This window comes from Methylobacterium nonmethylotrophicum, from assembly GCF_004745635.1.
Taxonomy (GTDB): Bacteria; Pseudomonadota; Alphaproteobacteria; order Rhizobiales; family Beijerinckiaceae; genus Methylobacterium; species Methylobacterium nonmethylotrophicum.
Genome location: NZ_SRLB01000017.1, coordinates 107,562 through 130,874, shown reverse-complemented (window position 1 = coordinate 130,874; position 23,313 = coordinate 107,562). Strand labels below are relative to the sequence as shown.

General features: G+C 71.7%; 18 protein-coding genes. 5 read left to right on the top strand and 13 right to left on the bottom strand.

The features are described 5' to 3' along the window. Window positions 1-58: 58 nt before the first annotated feature. The 3 genes from EU555_RS22455 to EU555_RS22445 form a co-directional block, all read right to left on the bottom strand. The gene (locus EU555_RS22455; protein ID WP_135417454.1) at window positions 59-1,021 is read right to left on the bottom strand and encodes an aldo/keto reductase; all 963 of its coding nucleotides are present in this window, start codon (window positions 1,019-1,021) and stop codon (window positions 59-61) included. A 10-nt stretch (window positions 1,022-1,031) separates the two neighbouring features. Next, entirely contained in the window at window positions 1,032-1,673 is a 642-nt protein-coding gene (locus EU555_RS22450) for an MBL fold metallo-hydrolase (protein ID WP_135417453.1), read from the bottom strand. Window positions 1,674-1,754: 81 nt separating this feature from the next. Then, window positions 1,755-2,573, bottom strand: a complete 819-nt coding sequence (locus EU555_RS22445; RefSeq protein ID WP_135417452.1) for a protein-L-isoaspartate O-methyltransferase family protein — start codon at window positions 2,571-2,573, stop codon at window positions 1,755-1,757. Window positions 2,574-2,885: 312 nt separating this feature from the next. Here EU555_RS22445 and EU555_RS22440 point away from each other — a divergent pair, with 312 nt between their 5' ends. Next, window positions 2,886-3,674 carry a DUF2189 domain-containing protein gene (locus EU555_RS22440; protein WP_135417451.1) on the top strand — a complete coding sequence of 263 codons (789 nt, stop codon included), beginning with the start codon at window positions 2,886-2,888 and terminating at the stop codon, window positions 3,672-3,674. Window positions 3,675-3,737: 63 nt separating this feature from the next. Here the strand turns inward: EU555_RS22440 and EU555_RS22435 are convergent, their stop codons facing one another. Further along, complete coding sequence (locus EU555_RS22435) at window positions 3,738-4,958, bottom strand: serine hydrolase domain-containing protein (protein WP_245524438.1); 1,221 nt, start codon at window positions 4,956-4,958, stop codon at window positions 3,738-3,740. 173 nt (window positions 4,959-5,131) lie between these two features. Between EU555_RS22435 and EU555_RS22430 the strand changes: the two genes are divergently transcribed. Together EU555_RS22430 and EU555_RS22425 are read left to right on the top strand one after the other, a co-directional pair. Next, a complete protein-coding gene (locus EU555_RS22430) occupies window positions 5,132-6,082 on the top strand; it encodes an NAD(P)H-dependent flavin oxidoreductase (protein WP_135417450.1) in 951 nt (316 codons plus the stop codon). A gap of 482 nt (window positions 6,083-6,564) precedes the next feature. Next, the gene (locus tag EU555_RS22425) at window positions 6,565-7,647 is read left to right on the top strand and encodes an alpha/beta hydrolase (RefSeq protein ID WP_135417449.1); all 1,083 of its coding nucleotides are present in this window, start codon (window positions 6,565-6,567) and stop codon (window positions 7,645-7,647) included. Window positions 7,648-8,066: 419 nt separating this feature from the next. Here EU555_RS22425 and EU555_RS22420 read toward each other — a convergent pair whose 3' ends face one another. The 3 genes from EU555_RS22420 to EU555_RS22410 all read right to left on the bottom strand — a co-directional run bounded on the left by EU555_RS22420 (window position 8,067) and on the right by EU555_RS22410 (window position 13,001). Next, on the bottom strand, window positions 8,067-10,634 hold the full coding sequence (locus tag EU555_RS22420; RefSeq protein ID WP_135417448.1) for a polynucleotide kinase-phosphatase: 2,568 nt from the start codon (window positions 10,632-10,634) through the stop codon (window positions 8,067-8,069). A gap of 11 nt (window positions 10,635-10,645) precedes the next feature. Continuing rightward, window positions 10,646-12,046, bottom strand: a complete 1,401-nt coding sequence (locus EU555_RS22415) for a 3' terminal RNA ribose 2'-O-methyltransferase Hen1 (RefSeq protein WP_135417447.1) — start codon at window positions 12,044-12,046, stop codon at window positions 10,646-10,648. Between the two features lie 205 nt (window positions 12,047-12,251). Further along, entirely contained in the window at window positions 12,252-13,001 is a 750-nt protein-coding gene (locus tag EU555_RS22410) for an IclR family transcriptional regulator (RefSeq protein ID WP_135417446.1), read from the bottom strand. A gap of 140 nt (window positions 13,002-13,141) precedes the next feature. On the opposite strand from EU555_RS22410, the gene EU555_RS22405 reads away from it, so the two are divergent. After that, complete coding sequence (locus EU555_RS22405; RefSeq protein WP_135417445.1) at window positions 13,142-15,487, top strand: cytochrome P450/oxidoreductase; 2,346 nt, start codon at window positions 13,142-13,144, stop codon at window positions 15,485-15,487. 143 nt (window positions 15,488-15,630) lie between these two features. Then, the gene (locus EU555_RS22400; RefSeq protein WP_135417444.1) at window positions 15,631-16,008 is read left to right on the top strand and encodes a VOC family protein; all 378 of its coding nucleotides are present in this window, start codon (window positions 15,631-15,633) and stop codon (window positions 16,006-16,008) included. 5 nt (window positions 16,009-16,013) lie between these two features. Here EU555_RS22400 and EU555_RS22395 read toward each other — a convergent pair whose 3' ends face one another. From EU555_RS22395 to EU555_RS22370, 6 genes are all read right to left on the bottom strand, one after another. Continuing rightward, window positions 16,014-17,468 (bottom strand): adenylate/guanylate cyclase domain-containing protein, encoded by a 1,455-nt coding sequence (locus EU555_RS22395; RefSeq protein ID WP_245524437.1) that lies wholly within the window; start codon window positions 17,466-17,468, stop codon window positions 16,014-16,016. A 129-nt stretch (window positions 17,469-17,597) separates the two neighbouring features. Beyond that, window positions 17,598-18,602, bottom strand: coding sequence for a peptide ABC transporter ATP-binding protein (locus tag EU555_RS22390; RefSeq protein WP_135417443.1), 1,005 nt, complete (start codon window positions 18,600-18,602; stop codon window positions 17,598-17,600). Continuing rightward, window positions 18,599-19,675 carry an ABC transporter ATP-binding protein gene (locus EU555_RS22385; protein WP_135417442.1) on the bottom strand — a complete coding sequence of 359 codons (1,077 nt, stop codon included), beginning with the start codon at window positions 19,673-19,675 and terminating at the stop codon, window positions 18,599-18,601. Before EU555_RS22385 ends, EU555_RS22390 begins: the two co-directional genes overlap by 4 nt. An 8-nt stretch (window positions 19,676-19,683) precedes the next feature. Continuing rightward, window positions 19,684-20,595, bottom strand: a complete 912-nt coding sequence (locus EU555_RS22380; protein ID WP_135417441.1) for an ABC transporter permease subunit — start codon at window positions 20,593-20,595, stop codon at window positions 19,684-19,686. Between the two features lie 13 nt (window positions 20,596-20,608). Further along, on the bottom strand, window positions 20,609-21,619 hold the full coding sequence (locus EU555_RS22375; protein WP_135417440.1) for an ABC transporter permease subunit: 1,011 nt from the start codon (window positions 21,617-21,619) through the stop codon (window positions 20,609-20,611). A 10-nt stretch (window positions 21,620-21,629) separates the two neighbouring features. Beyond that, window positions 21,630-23,225, bottom strand: coding sequence for an ABC transporter substrate-binding protein (locus EU555_RS22370; RefSeq protein ID WP_135417439.1), 1,596 nt, complete (start codon window positions 23,223-23,225; stop codon window positions 21,630-21,632). Between the last annotated feature and the right edge of the window lie 88 nt (window positions 23,226-23,313).

Below are 23,313 nucleotides of genomic sequence, written 5' to 3'. Positions count from 1 at the left end.
CACGATACCGGGAGTTACGTTTCGCCGCACCCCGTTAAGGATCCGCCAACGGGCATTGTTAGCTCTTGAGCGAGCCGCGGCTCGCCTCGTCGAGCCGCGCGGCCGCCGCCGGATCGAGGGCGAGGCGCACGCCGCCCAGGATCTCGTCGAGCTGGGCCACCGAGGTGGCGCTGGCGATCGGCGCGGTGAGGCCGGGCCGCGCGACGAGCCAGGCGATGGCGATCTGGGCCGGGCTGGCGCCGTGCTCCCGGGCGACCGCGTCGAGGACGTCGAGGAAGGCGAAGCCGCGCGGGTTGAGGTAGCCCGACACGCGGGCCTCCCGGGCCCGGCCCGCGGCGGCGCCGGCCTGCCGGTACTTGCCGGTCAGGAAGCCCGCCGCGAGGGAGAAGTAGGAGATCACCCCGATCCCCTCCTCCCGGCACAGGGGCTCCAGCTCCGCCTCGTAGCCGCCCCGCTCGGCCAGGCTGTATTCGGGCTGGAGGCACTCGTAGCGCGGCAGGCCCTCGCGGGCGGAGACCGCAAAAGCCTCGCGCAGGCGGGCGGCGGAATAGTTCGAGGCGCCGATCGCCCGCACCTTGCCGGCGCGGATCAGGCGGTCATAGGCCGCGAGCGTCTCCGCGAGCGGCGTCTCCGTGTCGTCGAGATGGGACTGGTAGAGGTCGATCCGGTCAGTCTGGAGCCGGCGCAGCGAATCCTCCACCGCCCGCTCGATGTAGGCGGCCTTCAGCCCCTTGCGGCCCTCACCCATATCCATGCCGACCTTGGTGGCGATGGTCATCCGGTCGCGGGCCCTGCTCGCCTTGAGCCAGCGGCCGATCACCTCTTCCGATTCCCCGCCCCGGTGGCCCGGGGCCCAGCGCGAGTAGACGTCGGCGGTGTCGACGAAGGTGAAGCCGGCCTCGAGCAGCCGGTCGAGCAGGGCGAAGGAGGTCGCCTCGTCGGCGGTCCAGCCGAAGACGTTGCCGCCGAAGCAGAAGGGCGGGACCGAGAGGCCGGAGCGGCCGAGGGGACGCAGGTCCATGGGGAAGCTCCTACTGAAGGAACATGTTCGACAGCCGCTCCTGGCCGATCGTGCCGGTCGGCCCGTGGCCGGGGATGAAGGCGACGTCGTCGCCGAGCGGCAGGAGCTTGGTCTTGATCGCGGAGATCAGGGCTTCGTGGTCGCCCCCCGGCAGGTCGGTGCGACCGACCGAGCCCCGGAACAGCACGTCGCCCACCTGCGCGAAGCGGGCGTCCCGGCTCACCAGCACGATGCTGCCGGGGGAGTGGCCGGGGCAGTGGAGCACGCCGAAGGTGAGGCCGCCGACCGTCACCGTGTCGCCCTCGTCGAGCCAGCGGTCGGGCGTGATCGCCTTCGCGCCGTCGAGTCCGTAGGCGGCCCCGGTCTCGGGCAGGCTGTCGAGAAGCGGCTTGTCGGCCCGGTGCGGCCCCTCGACCGGCACGTTCAGGGCGTCGCGCAGGTCCGCCGCGCCGCCGGCATGGTCGATATGGCCGTGGGTGAGCAGGATCTTCTCGACCGTGACGCCCGTCTTGGCGATCGCCGCCTGGATCCGGTCGAGGTCGCCGCCCGGATCGACCACCGCGGCCCGCTTCGTCGCCTCGCACCACAGGAGCGTGCAGTTCTGCTGGAACGGCGTCACCGGGATGATCGCGGCGCGGGGCGTGCTCGGCATGGTCGGCCTTGGATGAGAACGGGGGTGAGACGGAAGGCGGCTCCTTGTAGCGTGGAACCGGGCGGCGCGGCACCCCGGCCCTCACCCCAGCCACCAGCCCTCGCCCGCGACGAAGGCCCCCGGTCCCGGCCTCCCGCCCCGATGCAGGGCGCGCACCTGGCGCCAGTCCCGGTCACGGAAGGCCAGGCCGAGGCGGGCCGCCTCCCCGGGCCGGCGGGCGCCCGTGCAGGGCACGAAGCTCACCAGCGACAGGAACCGGGCCGGCCAGGCCGCCGCATCCCCCGCCGGGCGGCGCGCCAGCAGCATCCCGCCGCCGCCCCGGTCGGCGGTCAGCGGCACCAGCAGGCGGCCGCCGGGGACGAGCGCGTCGAGCCAGACCGGCAGCGGCGCCGTGGCGCCGGCCGCCACCGTGACGAGGTCGGCCGGGGGCAGCGGGCCTTGCGCACCGGAGCGCGCATGCACGCGCACCTGCGCGGTGCCGTCGAGCGCGGCGCGGGCGGCGGCCGCGAGGCCCGGCTCGATCTCGTAGGCGTCGACCCGGCCCGAGCGCCCGACCAGCTCGGCCAGGATGGCGGTGTAGTAGCCGCCCCCCGCCCCCACCTGCACCACCCGCTCGCCGGGCCGCACCCCGGCCGCGGCGAGGCAGAGGGCGTGCAGGCTCGGCTCGCCGTTGTTGAGGCCGGCCTCCGGCCGCAGGACCACCAGCGCGTCGCGGTAGAGCCCGGCCGGGTCCGTCACCCTGGCCACGCCGTCCTCGGCCAGGACCGTCCAGGGGCCGGGGCCGCAATAGGCCTCGCGCGGCACGCGCGCGAAGGCGCGGATCAGGGCCGGGTCGTCGCTGCCGGCCCGGGCGACGATGCGGGCCGCGTAGGCGGCGCGGTGCTGCGGGAGGTCGGTCATGCCTGGGTCGCTCATGCCTGGTCGGCCCCCGCGTCCCGGATACCGGGCGAACGGGCCGGGGCCCGGGCCGGTTCCGCCCCGCTCACCGTCCCGCGATCAGGCCCGCCACCCCCTTGGCGGCCGGGCCGGCCCCGCGTTACCCTCGCGGCGTGCGGCGGGGATCTCCCCGCCCGGTGCGAGTAGAACAGGTTTGATGCGACCCAATCGTCCGGCGCCCTCGCGGGCCGGACCGGGCGCCTGAGGACCGCCGTCAGACGGCCCGAACGCGGCCCGGCCTCCCCGTCGCGGGCGCCTCCCTCCGGAGGAAGCGCGATGACGAGTTCGTCCACCCTCATCCATGGCTACGCCGCCGCCCGACCGGCCGTGCGGCGGATCGGCGTCCAGGACCTCAAGGCGGCCCTGTCGCGGGGCTTCGACGACTTCCTGGCGATGCCGACCCACGTGCTGTTCGTGGTGCTGATCTATCCGATCGCCGGCGTGGTGATCGCGGCGGCGACCTTCGAGCGCGACCTGATCCCGATCCTGTTCCCGCTCGCCGCCGGCTTCGCGCTGATCGGGCCGTTCGCGGCGCTCGGCCTCTACGAGCTCAGCCGGCGGCGGGAATGGGGCCTGCCGGCGACCTGGGCCGATGCCTACGCCCCCCTGCAGGGCCGCTCGGCCAAGGCGGTCGTGGCGGTCGGCGTGGTGCTGGCGGTGATCTTCCTCGCCTGGCTCTGCACCGCCATGGGGCTGTACTGGGCGCTGTTCGGCGAGGTCAGCGAGCCCTCGCTGCTGGCCTTCCTGGACGACGTGCTGACCACGCCCCGGGGCTGGGGCCTGATCCTCGTCGGCAACCTCGTGGGCGCGGCCTTCTCGCTCCTGGCGCTCGCCGTGAGCGCGGTCTCGATCCCGCTCATCATCGACAAGGACGCGGATGCCGGCACCGCGATCGAGACGTCCCTGGCGCTGATGCGCGAGAACCCCGGCACGATGCTCGCCTGGGGCGCCATCGTGGCGGGGCTCCTGGTCCTCGGCATGGTGTCGCTGTTCGTCGGGCTCGCGGTGGTGCTGCCGGTGCTCGGCCACGCCACCTGGCACCTCTACCGCCGGGCGGTGGCGTGACGATCTCTCCGTGATCGCGAGGCTCGCCCGATGCGCGCGGCGCTCAGTCGGTCAGCGCCGCGCTTACTCCGTGAGCGCCGCGTAGGTCAGCACCCGCAATTCGCGCCGGATCGGCCAGGTCGAGGACGGCATGAGCTGCGTCAGCATGATCACGAACAGCTCCTCGGCGGGGTCGATCCAGAACGCCGTCGAGGCCGCCCCGCCCCAGGCGACCTCGCCCGGGGTGCCGAGGATCTGGGCCTTGGCCGGGTCGAGCATCACCGAGAAGCCTAAGCCGAAGCCGATGCCGCTGTAGCTCGATTCCGAGAAGCGCGGCTGGCCCATATCGGCGAGGTCGCCGCGCAGGTGGTTCATCGTCATCAGCGCCACGGTCTTGCGGCCCAAGAGCCGCACGCCGTCGAGCGCCCCGCCGTTGAGGATGAAGCGGCAGAACCGGGCGTAGTCGGCCGCGGTCGAGACGAGGCCGCCGCCCCCCGACGGCACGGCGCGGGGGCGCGTGTAGCGGCCCTCGCGGGCGTCGTCGATGAGCGTCAGCCGGCCGCCCTCGCCGAGCGCGTAGTTCGAGGCGAAGCGGGAGATCTTCTCCGGCGGGACGTGGAAGTCGGTGTCGACCATGCCGAGCGGCCGGATGATCCGCTCGCGCAGGAAGGCGTCGAAGGGCATCCCTGAGATCACCGCCACGAGGTGGCCCAGCACGTCGGTGGCGATGCTGTAGTTCCACTCCGCCCCCGGCTGGGCCAGCAGCGGCTGCCGGGCGGCCTTGGCCACCACGTCGGCGAGCGAGGTTTCGGCGGTCTGGAAGTCGACGCCCTCCTCCCGGTACATCCGGTCGACGAGCGTCGCGTCCATGAAGCCGTAGGAGAGGCCCGAGGTGTGGGTCAGGAGATCGCGGACGGTGATGTCGCGCTCGGCCGGCACCGTCTCGGGCCGCAGCCGGCTGCCGCCGACCAGCACCCGCATGTCGCGGAACTCCGGCAGGAATCGGGTGATCGGGTCGTCGAGCTGAAACAGGCCCTCCTCGTACAGCATCAGGATCGCCGTCGAGGTGAGCGGCTTCGTCATCGAGTAGATGCGCACGATGGTGTCGTCCTCCATCGGCAGGTCCCGGGCGAGGTCGCGCAGGCCCTCCTGGCGGGAGAAGACCACCTGGCCGCGCCGGGCCACGGTCACCGACAGGCCCGGCAGCTTGCCGGCCTCGACGTAGCCCCGCATCCACGGGACGATCCGTTCCAGCCGCTCCGACGAGAGGCCGACCGCCTCCGGGGTTCCGATCTCAGCCTGCACGCCGTGACTCCTGGTCGTCCGTGGAGACGCGAACAGGAGAGCCGGCGCAGGCGCGCGTCAAGGGGGCGGTTGCGAGGCCCGTTGACCGCTCCCGGGCCTCGGTGCGATGCGGTAGCGTAACGGTACCTCGTGAACGAGACCCTCAGAACGCGTCCTTGGGAGCCACGCCGCCGATGTCCCTGCCCGACAGCCTCTCCTCCGCCCTCGCCCTGCCGGTGATCGCCTCGCCGATGTTCATCGTCTCGGGGCCGGAACTGGTCATCGCCCAGTGCGTCAACGGCATCGTCGGCTCCTTCCCGGCCCTCAACGCCCGGCCCAAGGAAGCCCTCGACGAATGGCTGACCCGGATCACCGGGGCGCTCAGCCAGGCCAAGGCGGCGGAGCCCGACCGGATCGTCGCGCCTTTCGCCGTCAACCAGATCGTCCACGCCTCGAACGACCGGCTCGAGCACGACATGACGGTCTGCGCCAAGCACAAGGTCCCGATCATCATCACGTCGCTGCGCGCACCCGACGCGGTGGTGTCGGCGGCGCATGGCTGGGGCGGCCTCGTCTTCCACGACGTCACCACGGTGCGCCACGCCGAGAAGGCGCTGGAGGCCGGCGTCGACGGGCTGATCCTGGTCTGCGCCGGGGCCGGGGGCCATGCCGGCACGCTCTCGCCCTTCGCCCTCGTCGGCGAGATGCGCCGCTTCTACGACGGGCCGCTGATCCTGTCGGGCGCGATCACCACCGGCGACGCGATCCTCGCGGCCCAGGCGATGGGGGCGGACCTGGCCTATATGGGCACCCGCTTCATCGCCACGCAGGAGGCCAACGCCGCCCCGGCCTACAAGGAGATGATCGTCGGCACGACGGCGGCGGACGTCATGTACACCCCCTACTTCACCGGCGTGCCGGGCAACTACCTGCGCCCCAGCGTGACCGCCGCCGGCCTCGACCCCAACGCCCTGCCGGAGGTCGACAAGACCAAGATGAATTTCGGCTCGGGCACGACCAAGGCCTGGCGCGACATCTGGGGCGCCGGCCAGGGCGTCGGCACCATCGACGACGCGCCGGCGACCGCGGTGGTGATCGACCGGCTCAAGGCGGAATACGCGGCGGCCCGGGCCCGGCTGGGGTGAGGGCGACCCTCCCCCCGTCTCGGGACCGGCACTGAGGTAATCGCTCCAGATTGGTCGCGCGCCTCCCCTTCCGGGCCCGGCAGGGCTGTCGGGAGAAAGAAGAGGCACATCTCCCCCTCTCCCGTGTGGGAGAGGGGCCGGGGGTGAGGGTGGCGACGGTTCAGAACGAGACTGGACTGTTGAGCCGCGCATTTGGACGCTCAGTGCTTAATCCTGAACCCGAGCCACCCTCACCCCTACCCCTCTCCCACACGGGAGAGGGGATCCCGCGCCTCGTCTTCAAACGATTGTCCCCGGACAGCCCTGCGGGCGTGGATAGAGGAAGGCGCACGACGTGTTTCCCGGTTCGGCTCCGGGCCATCCACATGATGACCTGTGCCCTCTCGCGTGCGCCATGTAGGCAAACCGATCTCGCGCCCTAAGATCTCACAGCCGTAGAACGCCGCCCGAGACGAGGCGGCGCGGCGGGAGGAGAAGGGCCCATGATCGTTCGTTCGCGCCGGCTTGGCCGGCGGAGGCTTGGCCGGTGGAGTGGGGTGCTGGCCGGGTGGCTCGCCATCGCGTCCGCAGGGGCTCAGGAATCCCCCCAGGCCCCGCCCCTCCAGGTGCCGGCCAAGAGCGTCCCGGTGCCGGCCGATGTCAGCCCGCAGATGGCGAAGATCATCGGCGCGCCGCTGCGCAGCAACTGGAACATCCATCCCAAGACCGGCGAGGAGTGGAAGCCGGTCGCCGAAGCCGGCGCGGCCGCGCTCGGGAAGCTGGTGCCGGGCATGCTCGAGCGCCTGAAGGTGAAGGTCGAGCGCACCACCATCGACGGCGTGCGGGCCTTCATCCTCACCCCCGCGGAGATCCCGCCCGAGAACCGCGACCGGCTCCTCGTGCACGTCCATGGCGGCTGCTACGTGCTCAATCCCGGCGAGGCCGGCCTGCCCGAGGCCATCTTCATGGCCGGGTTCGGCCGCTTCAAGGTCATCTCCGTCGATTACCGCATGCCGCCGGAGGCCTACTACCCGGCCGCCCACGACGACGCCATGACGGTCTGGAAGGCGGCCACCAAGATGGCCGACCCGAAGAAGACGGCGATCTTCGGCACCTCGGCCGGCGGGGCGCTGACCCTCGCGATGGTGCTGCGCGCCAAGCAGGAGGGGCTGCCGCTCCCGGCCGCGATCGCCCCCGGGACGCCGATGTCGGACACCACCAAGGTCGGCGACAGCTTCGTCACCAACGCGATGCTCGACAACGTGCTGGTCTCGCCCGACGGCTTCTGCGACGACGGCGCCAAGGTCTACGCCAACGGCCACGACCTCAAGGACCCGATGCTGTCGCCGGTCTACGGCGACATGCACGGCTTCCCGCCGACGATCCTGACCACCGGCACCCGCGACCTGCTCCTGTCGAACACCGTGCGGGTGCACCGCAGGCTGCGGGATGCCGGCGTCGAGGCCGCCCTGCAGGTGGGCGAGGGCCAGTCGCATGCCCACTACATCCGCGACGACACCGCGCCGGAGACCCGCAAGGTGTTCGAGGAGATCGCCGGGTTCTTCGACAAGCATCTGGGCAAGTGATCGTCCGGGAGCCTGTTTGATCAATCGATAACATTTGTCCCAACCACAGCCTCATCCTGAGGCGTCATACCAACGGTCGTTGAAAACGACCTTTGGTTCCGTTCTCGAATTTTCGCCAAGCCTCTGGCTTGACATCGAAAATTCGAGATGGGTCATCGGCCCGATGCGTCAGCATCCTGGGCCGATGGTATCAGTCGATTGAAAATCGACTGACCTCGAAGGAGGCCTCCAGAAATTTCGAAGATCTCTGGAGGCCTCCTTCGAGGCTCTCTGCGATCGCACCTCAGGATGAGGTCGCGTATGGGACAGAAGATTTCTTCGCGGTGGTATCCTCTTACCTCGAATAGGCTTTCAATCGGTTTCAAATCGGTCGCAGCGAGTCAGACAGGCTCTGAGCAAGGGGTCATCCGTCCCCGGCGTCACAGCCGCGGATCGACCGGCTCCGATTCCAGGGCCAGCACCGCGAACACGCATTCGTGCACGCGCCGCAGCGGCTCGCGGGCCACGAACCGCTCCAGGGCCTCGAGACCGAGGGCGAATTCGCGGAAGGCGAGCGAGCGCTTCGCCCCGAGCCCGCGCTGGCGCAGCCGCGCGAGGTGCTCGGGCGTGTCGTAATCCGGGCCGTAGATCAGGCGCAGGTACTCCCGGCCCCGGCACTTCACCGCCGGCTGCGTGATCCCGCGGCGGCCGCGGGCGACGAAGCCGGCGGGCTTGACCACCATGCCCTCGCCGCCCCCGGCGGTGAGGTCGAGCCACCAGGCGAGCGCCGCCTCGACCTCCACCGCTTTGTCGAGATCCACCGCGACCGTCGCGGTCGCCCGAAACAGCGGGTCCGCGGTCGCGAGCCGCGCGAGATGGCCCATATGCCAGGCATGCGGCTTGTCGGCGTGGACCTGCCCCTCGCTGGCCAGAAGATGGAACGGCGCGATCCTGAGGTCGTCGACCGTCGTCACCGGCCAGGCGTAGCGGCGCAGGACCGCGGCGAAGCGCTCCGCCCGGCCGAGGCGGTCCGTCGTGCCCGAGAGGAGGTCGCCGATCTCGGTGCCGTTGGCCTCGGCGCGCCGGAGCGCGTCCGCGAGGGCGTGAAGCCCGATCCGGGCCGCGGCCGCGGTCGGCGCGTACTGGCCGGCGATGAGCGCCTGGGCCTTGGCCGACCACGGCATGATCTCGGCGTCGAGCAGCACCCAGTCGGTGTCGAGGTCGGCGAGCAGACCGCTTCCCGCGAGCGCGGCCCCGGTCCGGGCCAGGACCTCGTCCTGCTGCCGCGCGTCGCCGAAGAAGGCGCGCCCGGTGCGGGTATGGACCGCCCCGAGGCCGCCCGCGACGCCGAACCGGCGCCGCGCCGTGTCCTCGTCGCGGCACACGACGATGAGCGCGCGCGAGCCCATGTGCTTCTCCTGGCAAAGCACCTGCCGCACGCCCTCGCGGCGGTAGAAGTCCAGCGCCTCACGCGGGTGTTCCAGGTAGCCGTCCTCCGTCGCGGTCTCGCAGGGCGACATGGTCGGCGGCAGGTAGATCAGCCATTTCGGGTCGATGGCGAAGCGGCTCATCACCTCCAGGGCCGCCGCATTGTTCTCCTCCCGGATCGTCAGGGAGGGCAGGAGCCGCGTCGTGACGATCCGCTTGCCCGACACGTCCGAAAGGTCGAGGAGGTTGTCCGCCTCGGCCTGCGCGCCGACCGCCGGCCCGAGGAGCCGCGCCGGCTCGGCGTGGACCCGGTTTGCCGGAACCGAGACGATCTCCCGCTCGGGGTAGCGCAGGGCGGTGAGCCGGCCGCCGAACACGCAGCCGGTGTCGATGCAGAGCGTGTTGTTGAGCCAGGCCGGCTCGATCACGGGCGTGTGGCCGTACACCACGATCGTGTCGCCCCGGTACGCGGTCGCCCAGTTCTGGCGCACCGGCAGGCCGAACTCGTCGACCTCGCCCGTGGTCTCCCCGAACAGGCAGAAGCCCCGGATCGCCCCCGAGGCGCGACCCATCATCTCGGCCTTGATTCCCGCATGCGCCACCGCGAGCCGGCCCGCATCGAGCAGGTAGTGGCTCACGAGCCCGCCGATGAAGCGCCGGGCGCGGGCCCGGAAGGCCGCGCTCTCGGCCGAGAGGCCGTCGATGCTCGCCTGGAGCCCGTGGCCGACCTTCACGTCGCGGCCGTCGAGCCACTTCTCCAGCTTGGCCTCGTGGTTGCCCATGACGCAGAGGGCGTGGCCGTCCTCGACCATGTCCATGACGAGGCGCAGCGCGTCGGCGACCCGGGGCCCGCGATCGACGAGGTCGCCGACGAACACCGCCTTGCGCCCGGGCGGCGGCACCACGCGGTAGCGCGACTCCCCGTCCCGGCTCTCGCGAGTCACGGCGTAGCCGAGCCGGTCCAGCAGCGCCTCCAGCTCGTCGGCGCAGCCATGCACGTCGCCGATGACGTCGAAGGGCCCCGCCTCGTCCCGGCGATCGGTCCAGAGCCGCTCCCGGGCCACGGTGACGGCGGCGATCTCGGCCTCCGAGCGCAATGCGTGCACCTGCCGGAAGCCCTCCCGGTCGAGGCCGCGCAGGCCGCGGCGCAGGGCCGCCATCTGGTTGCGGATCACGTGCGGGCCGAAGGCGCGGTCGGGCCGGGCGGCGTTGCGCGCCCGGCAGACCTCCTCGCCCGGATCGAGCACGATGGCGACGCAGCGCGCGTGCCAGCGCCGGGCGGTCTCGACGAGCTTCCGGCGGTCCTCCGGCCGGACATTCGTTGCGTCCACCACCGTGAGGCGGCGGTTCTTGAGGCGCAGGTCGAGGATGGCGGCCAGCAGCGCGAAGGCGTCCGGCGTGGCGCCCTGGTCGTTCTCGTCATCCGCGACGATGCCCCGGCAGACATCCGAGGACACGATCTCGGTTGCCCGGAAGTGGCGGCGCGCGAAGGTCGACTTGCCGGAGCCGGAGGCGCCGATCAGCACCACCAGCGCGAAATCCGGCACCGTGATCGCGGAAGCACCCGCAAGGGAAGGCATGGCGTCGCGGCTCATCGGGAAAACACCGCCATCTGGCTCGGCGCGCCGTAATCGGGATGCGCGTCGCCTATGCCCTCGATGCGCACGGCGTAGCCGTGATCGGAGGCGACGCGCCCGGCCCAGGCCGCGAACTCGGCCCGGCTCCACTCGAAGCGGTGGTCGGGATGCCGGAGCCGGTCCGCCGGCAGGCCCGGAAACAGCGCGTTGTGGTCGCGGTTCGGGGTGGTGACCACGATCGTCGCCGGCTTTGCGTCGCCGAACAGGGCGCGCTCGAGATGCGGCAGGCGGTCGGGCTCGACATGCTCGATCACCTCGACGAGGGCGGCGGCGTCGAACCCGCGCAGGCGCGCGTCGCGGTAGATGAGCGAGCCCTGGAGCAGCGCGAGCTTCCGGTGCAGCGCCTCCGGCAGCGTCTCGAACCGGCGCGCGGCGCGGGCGAGCTCGGCGCTCGACACCTCGACGCCGACCACCTGCGCGATCGCGGGATCGCGGATCAGCCGGGCGATCAGCTTGCCGTCGCCGCAGCCGAGATCGAGCACGCGCAGCGTGCCACCCTTGGTGCCGCTCTCGGCGATCACCTGCGCCACCCGGTCGAGGCGCCGCTCGTGCAGGCGCAGCGGCCGCTCGATCGCCGCCTCGGTCTCCTCCTGCCCGGCCGGATCGAGGGCCGCGTCGGGCTCCGACGCGGCCTCCGCCAGCTGCGCCAGCGCCTGCCGGACCAGGGCCCCGCGCCGCTTGAGGTAGCGCGCGACGATCAGGTCCCGCTCGGGGTGGTCCGGAAGCCAGCCCTCGCCGCGGGCGAGGAGCTTCCCGATCTCGTCCTCGCCGACGAAGTAGTGCTTGCGGTCGTCGAGCACCGGCATGAGCACGGTGAGGTGGGTGAGGAGGTCGGCGAGCCGGGCGGTGCCGGAGAGCCGCAAGGTGACATAGGGCGCCTCGCCCCAGTCCGGGCGCTCGGGGTCGAGCGGGTGGCGCGTGACCTCGACCGCGTAGCCGAGCGGCGAGAACAGCCGCTCGACGAGATCGGGCCGGCCGCGCACCGGCAGGGGTGCCACCGTGACGGAGAGCGGGATTTTCGTCTGCGCGAGGGCGGGACGCTCCTTGCTGCGCCCGCCCATGGCCGCGCCGAGGCAGCGGCCGATCGCGACGCTGAGGAAGGACGAGGCCGCGTAGGGCCGGTCGTTGACGTACTGGTCGAGCAGCCCCTCGCTGCCTGAGCGCCCGCGCACCAGGGCGACCGGGTCGATGTCGAGCGTCAGCACGAACTCGCAGCGCGCGTCGTTCGCCTCGGGATAGAGCATCACGGCCCGCCCGAAGCCGAGATCGAGGTCCTGCATCCGGGCCGGGTTCTTGTGGAGCAGGAAGCCGAGGTCGGTGGCAGGTCGATGCGCGGTGGCGACCGAGAGGAACACGGGCGTGGATCCTGACGACGGGAGCGGGATCACCCGCGCGGGACAATGCAGCGGGGGCGATCATCCATAGCGATGAACGCCGCCGCGTCCATCGGCTCCGGTGCCCCAATGCCGGCTCCCCGGCCACGGGCGTCACCGTGGCCGCCTCCGCCATTGTGACCGCGGCCCGCGCACGGGCGGACTCGCGCGCGACGCCGGCCTCCCCCTACCCCTGGCGCGGATCGATCCCGGATGCCGTCGGCCCGCGCGCGGCCTCGCCGGCCTCGCCGGCGCCCCGCGCGAGCTGGTCCGACAGAGCGGCGGCGGCCGACCTGATGGCGGCCTCCGCCCGGTCGAGGTCGAGCGCCGACAGGGCGACGACGCCGATCGACAGCTCCAACCCGGGATAGCCGGCCCTCGGCATGCGGATCGGGCTCGCGGCCCCGACGGCGCCGTCCTGAAGCTCGTTGCGCGTCACGCAGTAGCCCTGCCGCCGCGCCACCTTCACGGCCTCCGGGTCGTCGCTCCGTTCCGGCCGCCCCGCGAGGAGCGCCAGGCCGGGCGCGCCCTTGTCGAGGGGAGAGCGCGAGCCGACGCGGTAGTGGATGCTGAGGCGCTGCCCGGGCGGCTCGGCGCTCAGCAGGGCGACGCAGTCCGACCCCTGCGCCATCGACAGGAACGCCGTCGCGCCGGTCTGCGCCGCCAGGCGCTCGACGATCGGCCGGCCGAGGACCCGCACGTTGCCCTCCGCGTGGACCGCGAGGGCGATGGCGCCGCTGCCCAGGATGATGCGGTTGTCCGGCAGCCGGAAGGTCATCCCGTGGTCGGCCAGCGTCGCGACGATCCGGTACGCGATGGCGCGGTGGACGCCGAGCGCGTCGGCCAGCTCCGCGATCTTCAGCCCGCGCGGGTGGCGCGCGAGGATCCACAGAGCGGCCAGCCCCCGGTCGAGCGTCTGCAACCGTCCATCCGCCATCCCGTCCCCTCCGGTTCGTCCCCGCGACCCCGGGGCGCCGGGCGTCCGGGCAAACGGGCCTCACATTGACGAAGCACCGTCACCCTTTACACTATGAGGGAACAGATGTGCGATAATCGTAAAATACGCGGGAGGACCCCATGAGCGCATCCGAGAGGACGGCCCAAGCGGCCGGCGGCTGCCCGTTCCACGCTGCCGGGGGGCCCGCCGCGGGCGAGCCCGCCGCGGGTTCGCCCGCCGCGATGGCGGAGGCGTTCGATCCCTTCGATGGGCCCTACCAGCTGGACCCGGCCGAGGCGCTGCGCTGGTCGCGCGACCAGCTGCCGGTCTTCTACAGCCCCAAGCTCGGCTACTGGGTCGTCAGCCGCTATGACGACGTGAAGGCGGTGTTTCGCGACGCCATCCTGTTCTCGCCGCGCAACGTCCTCGAGCCGATCACCCCGCCCTGCGCCGAGGCCCGGGAGGTGCTCACGCGCTACGGATACGCGATGAACCGCACCCTCGTGAACGAGGACGAGCCCGCCCACATGGAGCGGCGGCGGGTGCTGTCCGAGCATTTCCTCCCGGCGAATGTCGAAGCCCACCAGGCGATGATCCGCCGGCTCACCCGCGAGAAGGTCGACCGCTTCATCGACGAGGGCCGCATCGATCTCGTCGACGCGATGCTGTACGAGATCCCGCTGACCGTCGCGCTGCATTTCCTGGGCGTGCCGGAGGACGAGCTCGAGCGCCTGCGCCGCTTCTCCGTCGCCCATGCGGTGAACGCCTTCGGCCGCCCGACGCCCGCGCACCAGATCGACGTCGCCCACGCGGTCGGCCGCTTCTGGCAATATGCCGGGGGCGTGATCGAGACGATGCGGGCCGATCCCGACGGCACCGGCTGGATGCATCACACGATCCGCAAGAACGCGGAGCTGCCGGCCATCGTCACCGACAGCTACGTCCACTCGATGATGATGGCGATCATCGTGGCGGCGCACGAGACGACGGCGCTGGCCTCCGCCGGCATGTTCAAGACGCTGCTGACGCACCGCGACGCCTGGGAGGCGATCTGCGCCGACCCGGCGCTCATCCCCAACGCCGTCGAGGAATCCTTGCGCGTCGCCGGCTCGGCGGCGGCGTGGCGCCGCCAGACCACCGCACCGACGCGGCTCGGCGGCATCGACCTGCCGGAGGGCGCGAAGCTCCTCATCGTCCAGGCCTCCGCCAACCAGGACGAGCGCCATTTCGAGCATGCCGAGCAGTTCGACATCTACCGCGACAACGCGGTCGATCACCTGACCTTCGGCTACGGCAGCCATCAATGCATGGGGAAGAACATCGGCCGGATGGAGATGCGGATCTTCCTCGAGGAGGTGTCGCGCCGCCTGCCGCATCTGCGCCTCGCCGACCAGACCTTCACCTACCTCCCCAACACGACGTTCCGCGGACCCGAAGCGGTCTGGGTCGAGTGGGATCCGGCGCGGAACCCGGAGCGTAGCGATCCGCAGGTCAGGACCGCCTCGGTCGACTTCGCCGTCGGCGCGCCGGCCCGCCGGGACATCGCCCGGTCCGTGCGCGTCGCCCGCATCGTGCGCGAGGCCGACGACGTCCTGGGCCTGACCCTCGTCGACGCCAGGGGCCGGGCGCTGCCGCGCTGGAGCGCCGGGGCGCATGTCGAGCTCTGCCTCGGCGGCTACGACCGGAAATACTCGCTCTGCGGCGCGCCGGACGCCGCTTGCTACCAGGTCGCGATCCTGCACCAGGCCGACGGGCGCGGCGGGTCGCGCCACATCCACGAGACCGTCCGCGAGGGGATGGAGCTGAAGCTGCGCGGCCCCCACAACCTGTTCCGGCTCGACGAGGGGGCGCCGGCCTACCTGCTGGTCGCGGGCGGCATCGGCATCACGCCGATCCTGGCGATGGCCGACCGCCTGAAGGCCCTCGGCCGCCCCTACGCGATCCACTATCTCGGTCGCGCGCGGTCGTCGATGGCCTTCCTCGACCGGCTCGAGGCGGACCACCGGGGCCGCCTCGCCGTCCATGCCCGGCAGGACGGGGCGCGGGCCGACCTTCCGGCCATCGTCGCCGGGCTGCCGCCGGGGGCGCAGGTCTATGCCTGCGGGCCGGACCGCATGCTTGCCGCGCTGGAGGAGCTGACGGTTGGGCATCCCGACGGGACCCTGCATGTCGAGCGCTTCGCGGGCGCGACCGGGATCCTCGATCCGAGCAAGGAGACGGCGTTCGCGGTCGTCCTGAAGGATTCCGGGCTCACCCTGACCGTCGCGCAGGACCAGACGCTGCTCGACGCGATCCAGGCGGCCGGCATCGACCTCGCCTGCGATTGCCGGGAGGGCTTGTGCGGAAGCTGCGAGGTGGAGCTGGTGGCGGGCGAGGTCGACCATCGCGACCGGGTCCTGTCCCGGGCCGAGCGGGCCGAGGGCCGGCGCATGATGGCGTGCTGCTCCCGCTCCCGGGATGGCGGCCCGCTCACGCTCGCCCTCTGACGGGCCTCGCGCGGTCACCGGCTCCCCCGCCCCGGGTCGAATCCCCTGGCGATTCCGGAGGACGGGGGCGCAGGCCTATCGCGGGCCGCCCGGGCGACGTAGCGTGCGCGCCATCACGACGAGACACCCCACGGGAGGACCGCATGCGCTACGATTTCGACCATCTCCACCTGCGCAGCCGGGACGCGGTGGCGGCGGCGCGGTTCTACGGCGAGGTGCTGGGGGCGCGGGAGATCGGGCGCGAGGGCGGAGAGGCGCCGAGCCGGATCATCCTCGATCTCGGCGGGCTCCGGATGTTCATCGAGCAGGCGCCAGAGGGCACCGGGCCGGCGGCGGTGCCGCCCCATCGCGGCATCGAGCATATCGGCCTCAGGGTCGAGGACATCGAGGCGACGGTGGCGGATCTCGCCGGACGCGGCATCCCGCTGGTCTCCGGCATCACCGACATCAAGCCGGGCCTGCGCATCGCCTTCTTCGAGGGGCCGGACGGCGTGCGCATCGAGGTGCTGCAGCGGGGCTGAGACCGCTACTCCGCGACGTGGACCGTGATCGGCTGGCTGCGGCCGCGCAGGGTCAGGGGGAGCGTGCGGGTGAAGCGGCCCGCCGCCTGCGGCCCCGCGGCGGTCACGCAGGCTTCCGAGGCGACGATGCGGCCGCCGAGCTCGCGGGTGGCGGCCTCCAGCCGGCTCGCCACGTTGACGACGTCGCCGATCACCGTGAACTCGACCCGCTGGTCGGCGCCGATATTGCCGATCACCACCGGGCCGCAATGCACCCCGACCGCGACCCGCACGGGCTCCGCCCCCCGGGCCTGGCGCTTGGCGTTCCAGGCGTCGATCTCGTGCTGGAGGTCGAGGGCGCAGGCGACCGCCCGGGCGGCGGCGTCGCCGCGCCCGTCGAGGCCGCCGAAGGTCGCCATGAAGCCGTCGCCCAGGAACTTGTCGAGGGTGCCGGCGTGGCGGAAGACCACCTTGCAGCTGCGCTCGCGAAAGCCGCGCAGCAGCGCGAAGGCGCGCTCGGGGCCCAGGCCCTCGCTCATGCCGGTGAAGCCGACGACGTCGGCGAACAGGACCGCCACCACCCGGGTCTGCGGCGCCCCGAAGCCGGCATGGGCCCGGGCGGTCAGCGCGTCGGCGACGTCGGGCGAGACGTAGCGGGCGAGGTCGGCCCGCACCACCTCGGCGCGCACCTGCGCCAGCAGCAGCCCCCGGCCGCGCCACACCGCGATGGCGAGGAGCAGCGTGAACAGCCCGGTGGCGATCCCTTGCGTCCAGGCCGGGGTCAGGCCGACGAAGGCCGGGTCGAGGAAGACCCGGAGCGCGGCCTCGGCGCTCAAGGACCCGTCGTGGACGATGTCGGCGAAGCGCACGCTGTCCTCGCGGCGATAGACCAGCCAGACGCCGAGCGACCAGATCGCCGCGATCCAGGTCCCGGTCCAGAGCACCGCCAGCGGCCGGTAGGTCAGCGCCGCCTCGCCGAGGAGGAGCAGCAGGTAGAGGAATTCCGGGGTGCGCAGCCGGGTCTGGATCGGCCAGTCGATCCCGAGGCCCGCCGGCGGCGGCAGGATGATGACGGCGGTCATCAGCGCGACGTCGAGCACCGTGAAGGCGAGCTTGATCGCCCAGGCGCGGCGCGCCTTGCGCAGGGCGTACGGGATCGTGCCGAGGATGAAGAACAGGCCGGCGGCGGCGAGGTAGTAGAGGTCGCGCGGCCAGGGCACCAGCACCAGCAGCCACAGCGACACCACCACGATGGCGATCGCCCGGGCCCGGAACGCGAAGGCGAGGCCGGCGAGCTCGGCGGAGCGGACGTTCTCGGCCAGCCGGCCGCGCGCCCGGGGCGGCAGCCGCCCGGCGAGCCAGTGGCGCAGGCGCGCGACCCTGAGGCCGGCCCGGAAGACGAGCGCGCGGGCAAGGGTCGCGCGGGCGAAGCCCGACGCTCTCGGCTGGTGCGGCGCGGCCGCCGCGATGGGCTCACTCACGGATCCGGACGCCAGGCTCCCGCTGCCATACTCATGGTAGGGCGGATTGTCGCGAGGCGAAGCCCCCCGAGGTTGAACACCCCGTGAGTGCCGGCGAACGCGGCCCAAGAGCTCAGCCAACGGCTCAGCTCAGCCGGCCAGGGCCCGCCCCTCGGCCGGCATTCCCTCAAGAAAATTCTCCGCGTAGTGGCAGGCCACCGCGCGGCCCGCCAAAGGCCGAGGCGCCGGCCGCTCCGTGCGGCAGCGGTCGGTGGCGTGGGGGCAGCGGGTCGAGAACACGCAGCCCTGCGGGGGATTGAGCGGCGAGGGCAACTCGCCCCGCAGCACGATCCGCTCGCGGGTGCGCGGGCCGACGCCCGGCGTCGCCGCCATCAGGGCCTGGGTGTAGGGGTGGAGGGGCCGGGCGTAGATCGCCTCCTTCGGCCCCTGCTCCATGGCGAGGCCGAGATACATCACCAGCACGTCGTGGGCGATGTGCCGGACGACGCCGAGGTCGTGCGAGATGAACAGGTAGGCGAGGCCGAGCTCCTGTTGCAGGTCGCCCAGGAGATTCAGCACCTGGGCCTGGATCGACACGTCGAGGGCCGAGACCGGCTCGTCGGCCACCACGAGCTTGGGCGACAGCATCAGGGCGCGGGCGATGGCGATGCGCTGGCGCTGGCCGCCGGAGAACATGTGGGGGTAGCGCGCGTCGTGCTCCGGGCGCAGGCCCACCTTGGCCATCATCGCCCGCACCCGCTCGCGGCGCTCGACTCCCGACAGGCCGGTATTGATGGTGAGCGGCTGCTCCAGGATCGCCCCGATGCGCTTGCGCGGATTGAGCGAGCCGTAAGGGTTCTGGAACACCAGCTGCACCGTGCGGCGCAGGCGGCGGCGCTCGGAGGCCGGCGGGTCGACGGCATTGATCCCGTCGAGGGTGAGCGACCCGTCGCTCGGCGGCTCGATCAGCGTCACCATGCGGGCGAGGGTCGACTTGCCGCAGCCGGATTCGCCGACCACCGCCAGGGTCCGGCCGGGCTCGATCGCGAACGAGATGCCGCCGACCGCCTGGAGCCGGGCCGGCGCGCGGAAGAGCCCGCGGCGGATCTCGTAGGTCTGGCGGAGAGCGTCCGCGACGACGACGGGGGCGCTCACGGGGCCGCCTCCGCGGTGGTGGGAGCCTCGGCGCGCGCGCCGGCGTCGGCGCTCGCGCCCGCATCGGCGCTTGCGCCGACAGGGTGGTCCTGGCGGATGCGGGCGTCGCGGGAGGGATCGCCGAGAGGATAGTGGCAGCGCACGAAGCCGTCCTGCCAGGGGCGCAAGGCCGGGCGCTCGTCGCGGGAATGCGCGGTGGCGTAGGCGCAGCGCGGCGAGAACAGGCAGCCGCGCGGGCGGTCGTAGAGCCCCGGCACCACGCCCGGGATCGTGGCGAGGCGCCCGCCCGCGCTGCGCTCCGGCAGCGCCGCGAGCAGGGCTGCGGTGTAGGGGTGCTGGGGATGGGCGAAGAGCGCGTCGGCGCGCTGCTCCTCCATCACCTGGCCGGCATACATCACCATCATCCGGTCGGCGGTCTCGGCGACGACGCCCATGTTGTGGGTGATGAGCACCAGCGCCATGCCGCGCTCGCGCTGGAGCGAGAGCAGGAGGTCGAGGATCTGGGCCTGGATCGTGACGTCCAGCGCCGTGGTCGGCTCGTCGGCGATGAGGAGCTTCGGGTTGCAGGCGATCGCCATGGCGATCATCACCCGCTGGTTCATGCCGCCGGAGAGCTGGTGCGGATAGGCCGAGAGCCGGCTCTCGGCGGCCGGGATGCCGACCTGCTCCAGCAACTCGATCGCCCGGCGCTTGGCCGCCTTGCGGTCGAGGCCGAGATGCTGGCGCAGGGATTCGGTGATCTGGAAGCCGATCGTGAAGCAGGGGTTCAGGCTGGTGGTCGGCTCCTGGAAGATCATCGCCACGTCGTGGCCGGTGAGGCGGCGGCGCTCGCGGGCGGGCATCCCCAGGAGGTCTCTCCCCGCGAAGGCGAGGCGGTCGGCCTGCACCCGGCCCGGATAGGCGACGAGGCCCATCAAGGCCATCATGGTCACGCTCTTGCCCGAGCCCGACTCGCCGACGACGCCGAGCACCTCCCCCTCCTCAAGGGTCAGGCTGACGCCGTCGACGGCGCGGAGCGTCCCGCCGGCGGACGGGAACTCGACGGAGAGGTTTTGTATGTCGAGGAGCGGCACGGGTGGCCTCACCGCTTCAGCTTGGGGTCGAGGGCGTCGCGCAGGCCGTCCCCGACGAGGTTGAAGGCCAGCACCGTGACCAGGATGATCAGCCCCGGGAAGGTCACCACCCACCAGGCCCGCAGCACGAACTCGCGGGCATCGGCCAGCATCGTGCCCCATTCCGGCGAGGGTGGCTGGGCGCCGAGGCCCAGGAAGCCGAGGGCCGCCGCATCGAGGATCGCGGTCGAGACGCCCAGCGAGGCCTGGACGATGAGGGGGGCGGCGCAGTTCGGCAGCACCTCCCCCAGCATCAGGCGCAGCGGCCCCGCCCCGCTGACCCGGGCGGCGGTGACGTAGTCCTTCGATTTTTCCGCGATCACCGCCGCGCGGGCGATGCGGACGTAATGCGGCAGCACCACCACGGCGACCGCCAGCATCGCGTTCATCAGCCCGGGACCGAGGATCGCCACGATGACGATGGCGAGCAGCAGCGACGGCAGGGTCAGGATGATGTCCATCACCCGCATGATGACGATGCCGGTGGCGCCGCCGACGAAGCCCGCGACCAGCCCCAGCATCGTCCCGACCAGGATCGACACCGCCACGACCGCGATGCCGATCGAGAGCGACAGCCGGGCGCCGTGGATCAGGCGCGAGAGGATGTCGCGGCCGATCGCGTCGGTGCCGAGCGGATAGGTGAGCGAGCCGCCCTCCTGCCAGAACGGGGGCTTGAGGAAGGCGGCGTTGTTGGTGAGGTTCGGCGGGTGCGGGGCGATGAGGTCGGCAAAGACCGCCATCAGCAGCACGAGCACGATCAGGACGAGGCCGATCACCGCGCCCTGGTTGGCGCGAAAGCTCGTCCAGAACTCGGCGAGCGGGTGCGGCGGGCCGGCGGGTGCGGCGGACGCGGCGGGGGTATCGAGGAGTTCGGCGCTCATTGGCGTTCGGCGCTCATCGGGCGTGCCGGATGCGGGGGTTCACGAGGCCGTAGGCGAGGTCGACGATCAGGTTCACCGCCATCACCACCGCGCCGATCAAGAGGATGCCGCCCTGCAGGACGGGGTAGTCGCGCCGGCCGATCGCCTCGATCAGCCACTTGCCGATCCCGGGCCAGGAGAAGATCGTCTCGGTCAGGATCGCGCCGGTGAACAGCACCCCGACCTGGAGGCCGATCACGGTGACGACCGGGATGAGCGCGTTGCGCAGCGCATGCAGCCCGACGATGCGCCAGGCTGGCAGGCCCTTGGCGCGGGCGGTGCGCATGTAGTCCTCGCCGAGCACCTCGAGCATCGCCGAGCGGGTCATGCGGGCGATGACCGCGAGCGGCACCGTGCCGAGCACCACCGCCGGCAGGATCAGGTGCGACAGCGCCGAGCCGAAGGCACCGGATTCGTCCGACAGCAGGGTGTCGATCAAGAGGAAGCCGGTCACCGGCTCGACGAAGTACTGCACGTCGATGCGGCCCGAGACCGGGGTCCAGCCGAGCTGGACCGAGAACAGCAGGATCAGCAGCAGGCCCCACCAGAAGATCGGCATCGAGTAGCCGGTGAGCGAGAGCCCCATCACCCCGTGGTCGAGGACCGAGTTGCGCCTGAGGGCGGCCAGGATGCCGGCCGGCAGGCCGACGAGGAGCGCGAACAGGATCGCGCAGACGCCGAGCTCGACGGTGGCCGGAAACAGGCTGGTGAACTCGGCGATCACCGGCTCCTTGGTGCTGATCGAGCGGCCGAGATCGCCGTGGGCGAGCCGCTCGAGGTAGACGCCGTACTGCACCAGCAGCGGCTTGTCGAAGCCGTACTCGGCGCGCAGGGCCGCGTGCCGCGCGGGATCGATGCCCCGCTCCCCCGCCATCGTCTCGATCGGGTCGCCGGGCACCAGGCGGATCAGGAAGAACGCCACCAGGGTGATCCCCAGGAAGGTCGGGATCACCAGGGACGCGCGGGTCAGGAGGAAGCGGAGCACGGGCGGGATCTTACTTCAGGCTGACGCCGTAGAAGGTGTGGCGGCTGAACGGCGAGATCTTGAAGTCGACCACCTCCTTGCGCACCGGCTTGAGCTGCACCGCGTGCGCGATGGTGAACCAGGGCGCCTGCTCCTTGAACACCACCTGCGCCTGCTCGTAGAGCTTGGTGCGCTCGGCCTTGTCGCTGATGGTCTTGGCCTTGTTGACGAGGTCGTCGTAGCTCTTGTCGCACCACTTGGCGGTGTTGCCGCCGCCGGGCTGCGCCGCGGCGCAGCCGAGGAGGGTGTGCAGGAAGTTGTCGGGATCGCCGTTGTCGCCGGTCCAGCCCAGCATCGCGGTCTGGTGCTCGCCCTCCTGGACCCGCTTGCGGTACTCGCCCCACTCGTAGGTCTTGATCTCGGCCTTGACCCCGACCTTGGCGAGGTCGGCCTGCATCAGCTCGGCGATGCGGCGGGCGTTGGGGTTGTAGGGCCGCTGCACCGGCATCGCCCACAGGTCGGTCGTGAAGCCGTTGGCCAGGCCGGCCTCGGCGAGCAGCTTCTTGGCGGCTTCCGGATCGTACGGATCGTCCTTGATCGCCTCGTTGTAGGACCAGATCGTCGGCGGGATCGGGTTCGTGGCGGCGATGCCGGTCGAGAGGTAGACCGCGTCGATGATGGCCTTCTTGTTGATGGCCATGTTCATCGCCTTGCGCACGCGCACGTCGTCGAACGGCTTCTTCTGGGTGTTGTAGGCGAGGTAGCCGATGTTGAGGCCGGGCTGCTCGAGCACCTGGACGTTCGCGTCCTTGCGCATCGCGTCGACGTCGGCCGGGTTCGGATACGGCATGACGTGGCACTCGCCCTTCTGGAGCTTGGCCCAGCGCACCGAGGAATCCGGCGTGATCGCGAAGACGAGGTCGTCGAGGCTGGCCTTGCCGGCGTAGTATTGCGGGAAGGCGCGGTACCGGATGATCGCGTCCTTCTGGTACTGCAGCAGGTAGAACGGGCCGGTGCCGATCGGCTCCTGGTCGAGCTTGTCGGGCGTGCCGGCCTTCATCATCGCGTCGGCGTATTCCTTCGACTGGATCGCCGCGAAGGACATCGCGAGGTCGGAGAGGAACGGCGCCTCGGGCTTGGTCAGGGTGAAGCGGACGGTGTAGTCGTCGACCTTGTCGAGCGAGGCCAGCAGCTTGGGCAGCCCCATGTCGTTGAAGTAGGTGTGGTTGGCGCTGGTCACCCGGAAGTACGGGTGGTTCTCCTTCCACTGCCGCTCGAACGAGAACACCACGTCATCGGCGTTGAAGTCGCGGGTCGGCTTGAAGCCCTTGTTGGAATGCCACTTCACGCCCTTGCGCAGGTGGAAGGTGTAGGTCTTGCCGTCCTCCGAGATGTCCCATGTCTCGGCGAGGTCCGGTACCACGTTGGTGGTGCCGCGCTCGAAGCCGACGATGTTGGAGTAGATCTGGGCGCTGGCGTCGAACGAGGTGCCGGTGGTGTTCACCGCCGGATAAAAGTTCTCCGGGCTGCCCTCGGAGCAGTAGACCAGCGTCTTGGCGCCGGCCGGCAGGCTTGCCGTCAGGGCGGTCGCGGCACCGAGAACCACCGCCAGGGACGCGCGCTTCATGCTCTGCTCTCCACTGCTGCGGGCCTGAAGGCCCGTTTGCGCCACTTCTGACCGTTTCCCCCCCTTGTCCGCAAGGCCCCGGCGAATC

Coding starts and splice junctions, on each gene's coding strand:
- EU555_RS22455 (WP_135417454.1), bottom strand. CDS start 1,021: ATGGACCTGCGTCCCCTCGGCCGCTCCGGCCTCTCGGTCCCGCCCTTC.
- EU555_RS22450 (WP_135417453.1), bottom strand. CDS start 1,673: ATGCCGAGCACGCCCCGCGCCGCGATCATCCCGGTGACGCCGTTCCAG.
- EU555_RS22445 (WP_135417452.1), bottom strand. CDS start 2,573: ATGACCGACCTCCCGCAGCACCGCGCCGCCTACGCGGCCCGCATCGTC.
- EU555_RS22440 (WP_135417451.1), top strand. CDS start 2,886: ATGACGAGTTCGTCCACCCTCATCCATGGCTACGCCGCCGCCCGACCG.
- EU555_RS22430 (WP_135417450.1), top strand. CDS start 5,132: ATGTCCCTGCCCGACAGCCTCTCCTCCGCCCTCGCCCTGCCGGTGATC.
- EU555_RS22425 (WP_135417449.1), top strand. CDS start 6,565: ATGATCGTTCGTTCGCGCCGGCTTGGCCGGCGGAGGCTTGGCCGGTGG.
- EU555_RS22420 (WP_135417448.1), bottom strand. CDS start 10,634: ATGCCTTCCCTTGCGGGTGCTTCCGCGATCACGGTGCCGGATTTCGCG.
- EU555_RS22410 (WP_135417446.1), bottom strand. CDS start 13,001: ATGGCGGATGGACGGTTGCAGACGCTCGACCGGGGGCTGGCCGCTCTG.
- EU555_RS22405 (WP_135417445.1), top strand. CDS start 13,142: ATGAGCGCATCCGAGAGGACGGCCCAAGCGGCCGGCGGCTGCCCGTTC.
- EU555_RS22400 (WP_135417444.1), top strand. CDS start 15,631: ATGCGCTACGATTTCGACCATCTCCACCTGCGCAGCCGGGACGCGGTG.
- EU555_RS22380 (WP_135417441.1), bottom strand. CDS start 20,595: ATGAGCGCCGAACTCCTCGATACCCCCGCCGCGTCCGCCGCACCCGCC.
- EU555_RS22370 (WP_135417439.1), bottom strand. CDS start 23,225: ATGAAGCGCGCGTCCCTGGCGGTGGTTCTCGGTGCCGCGACCGCCCTG.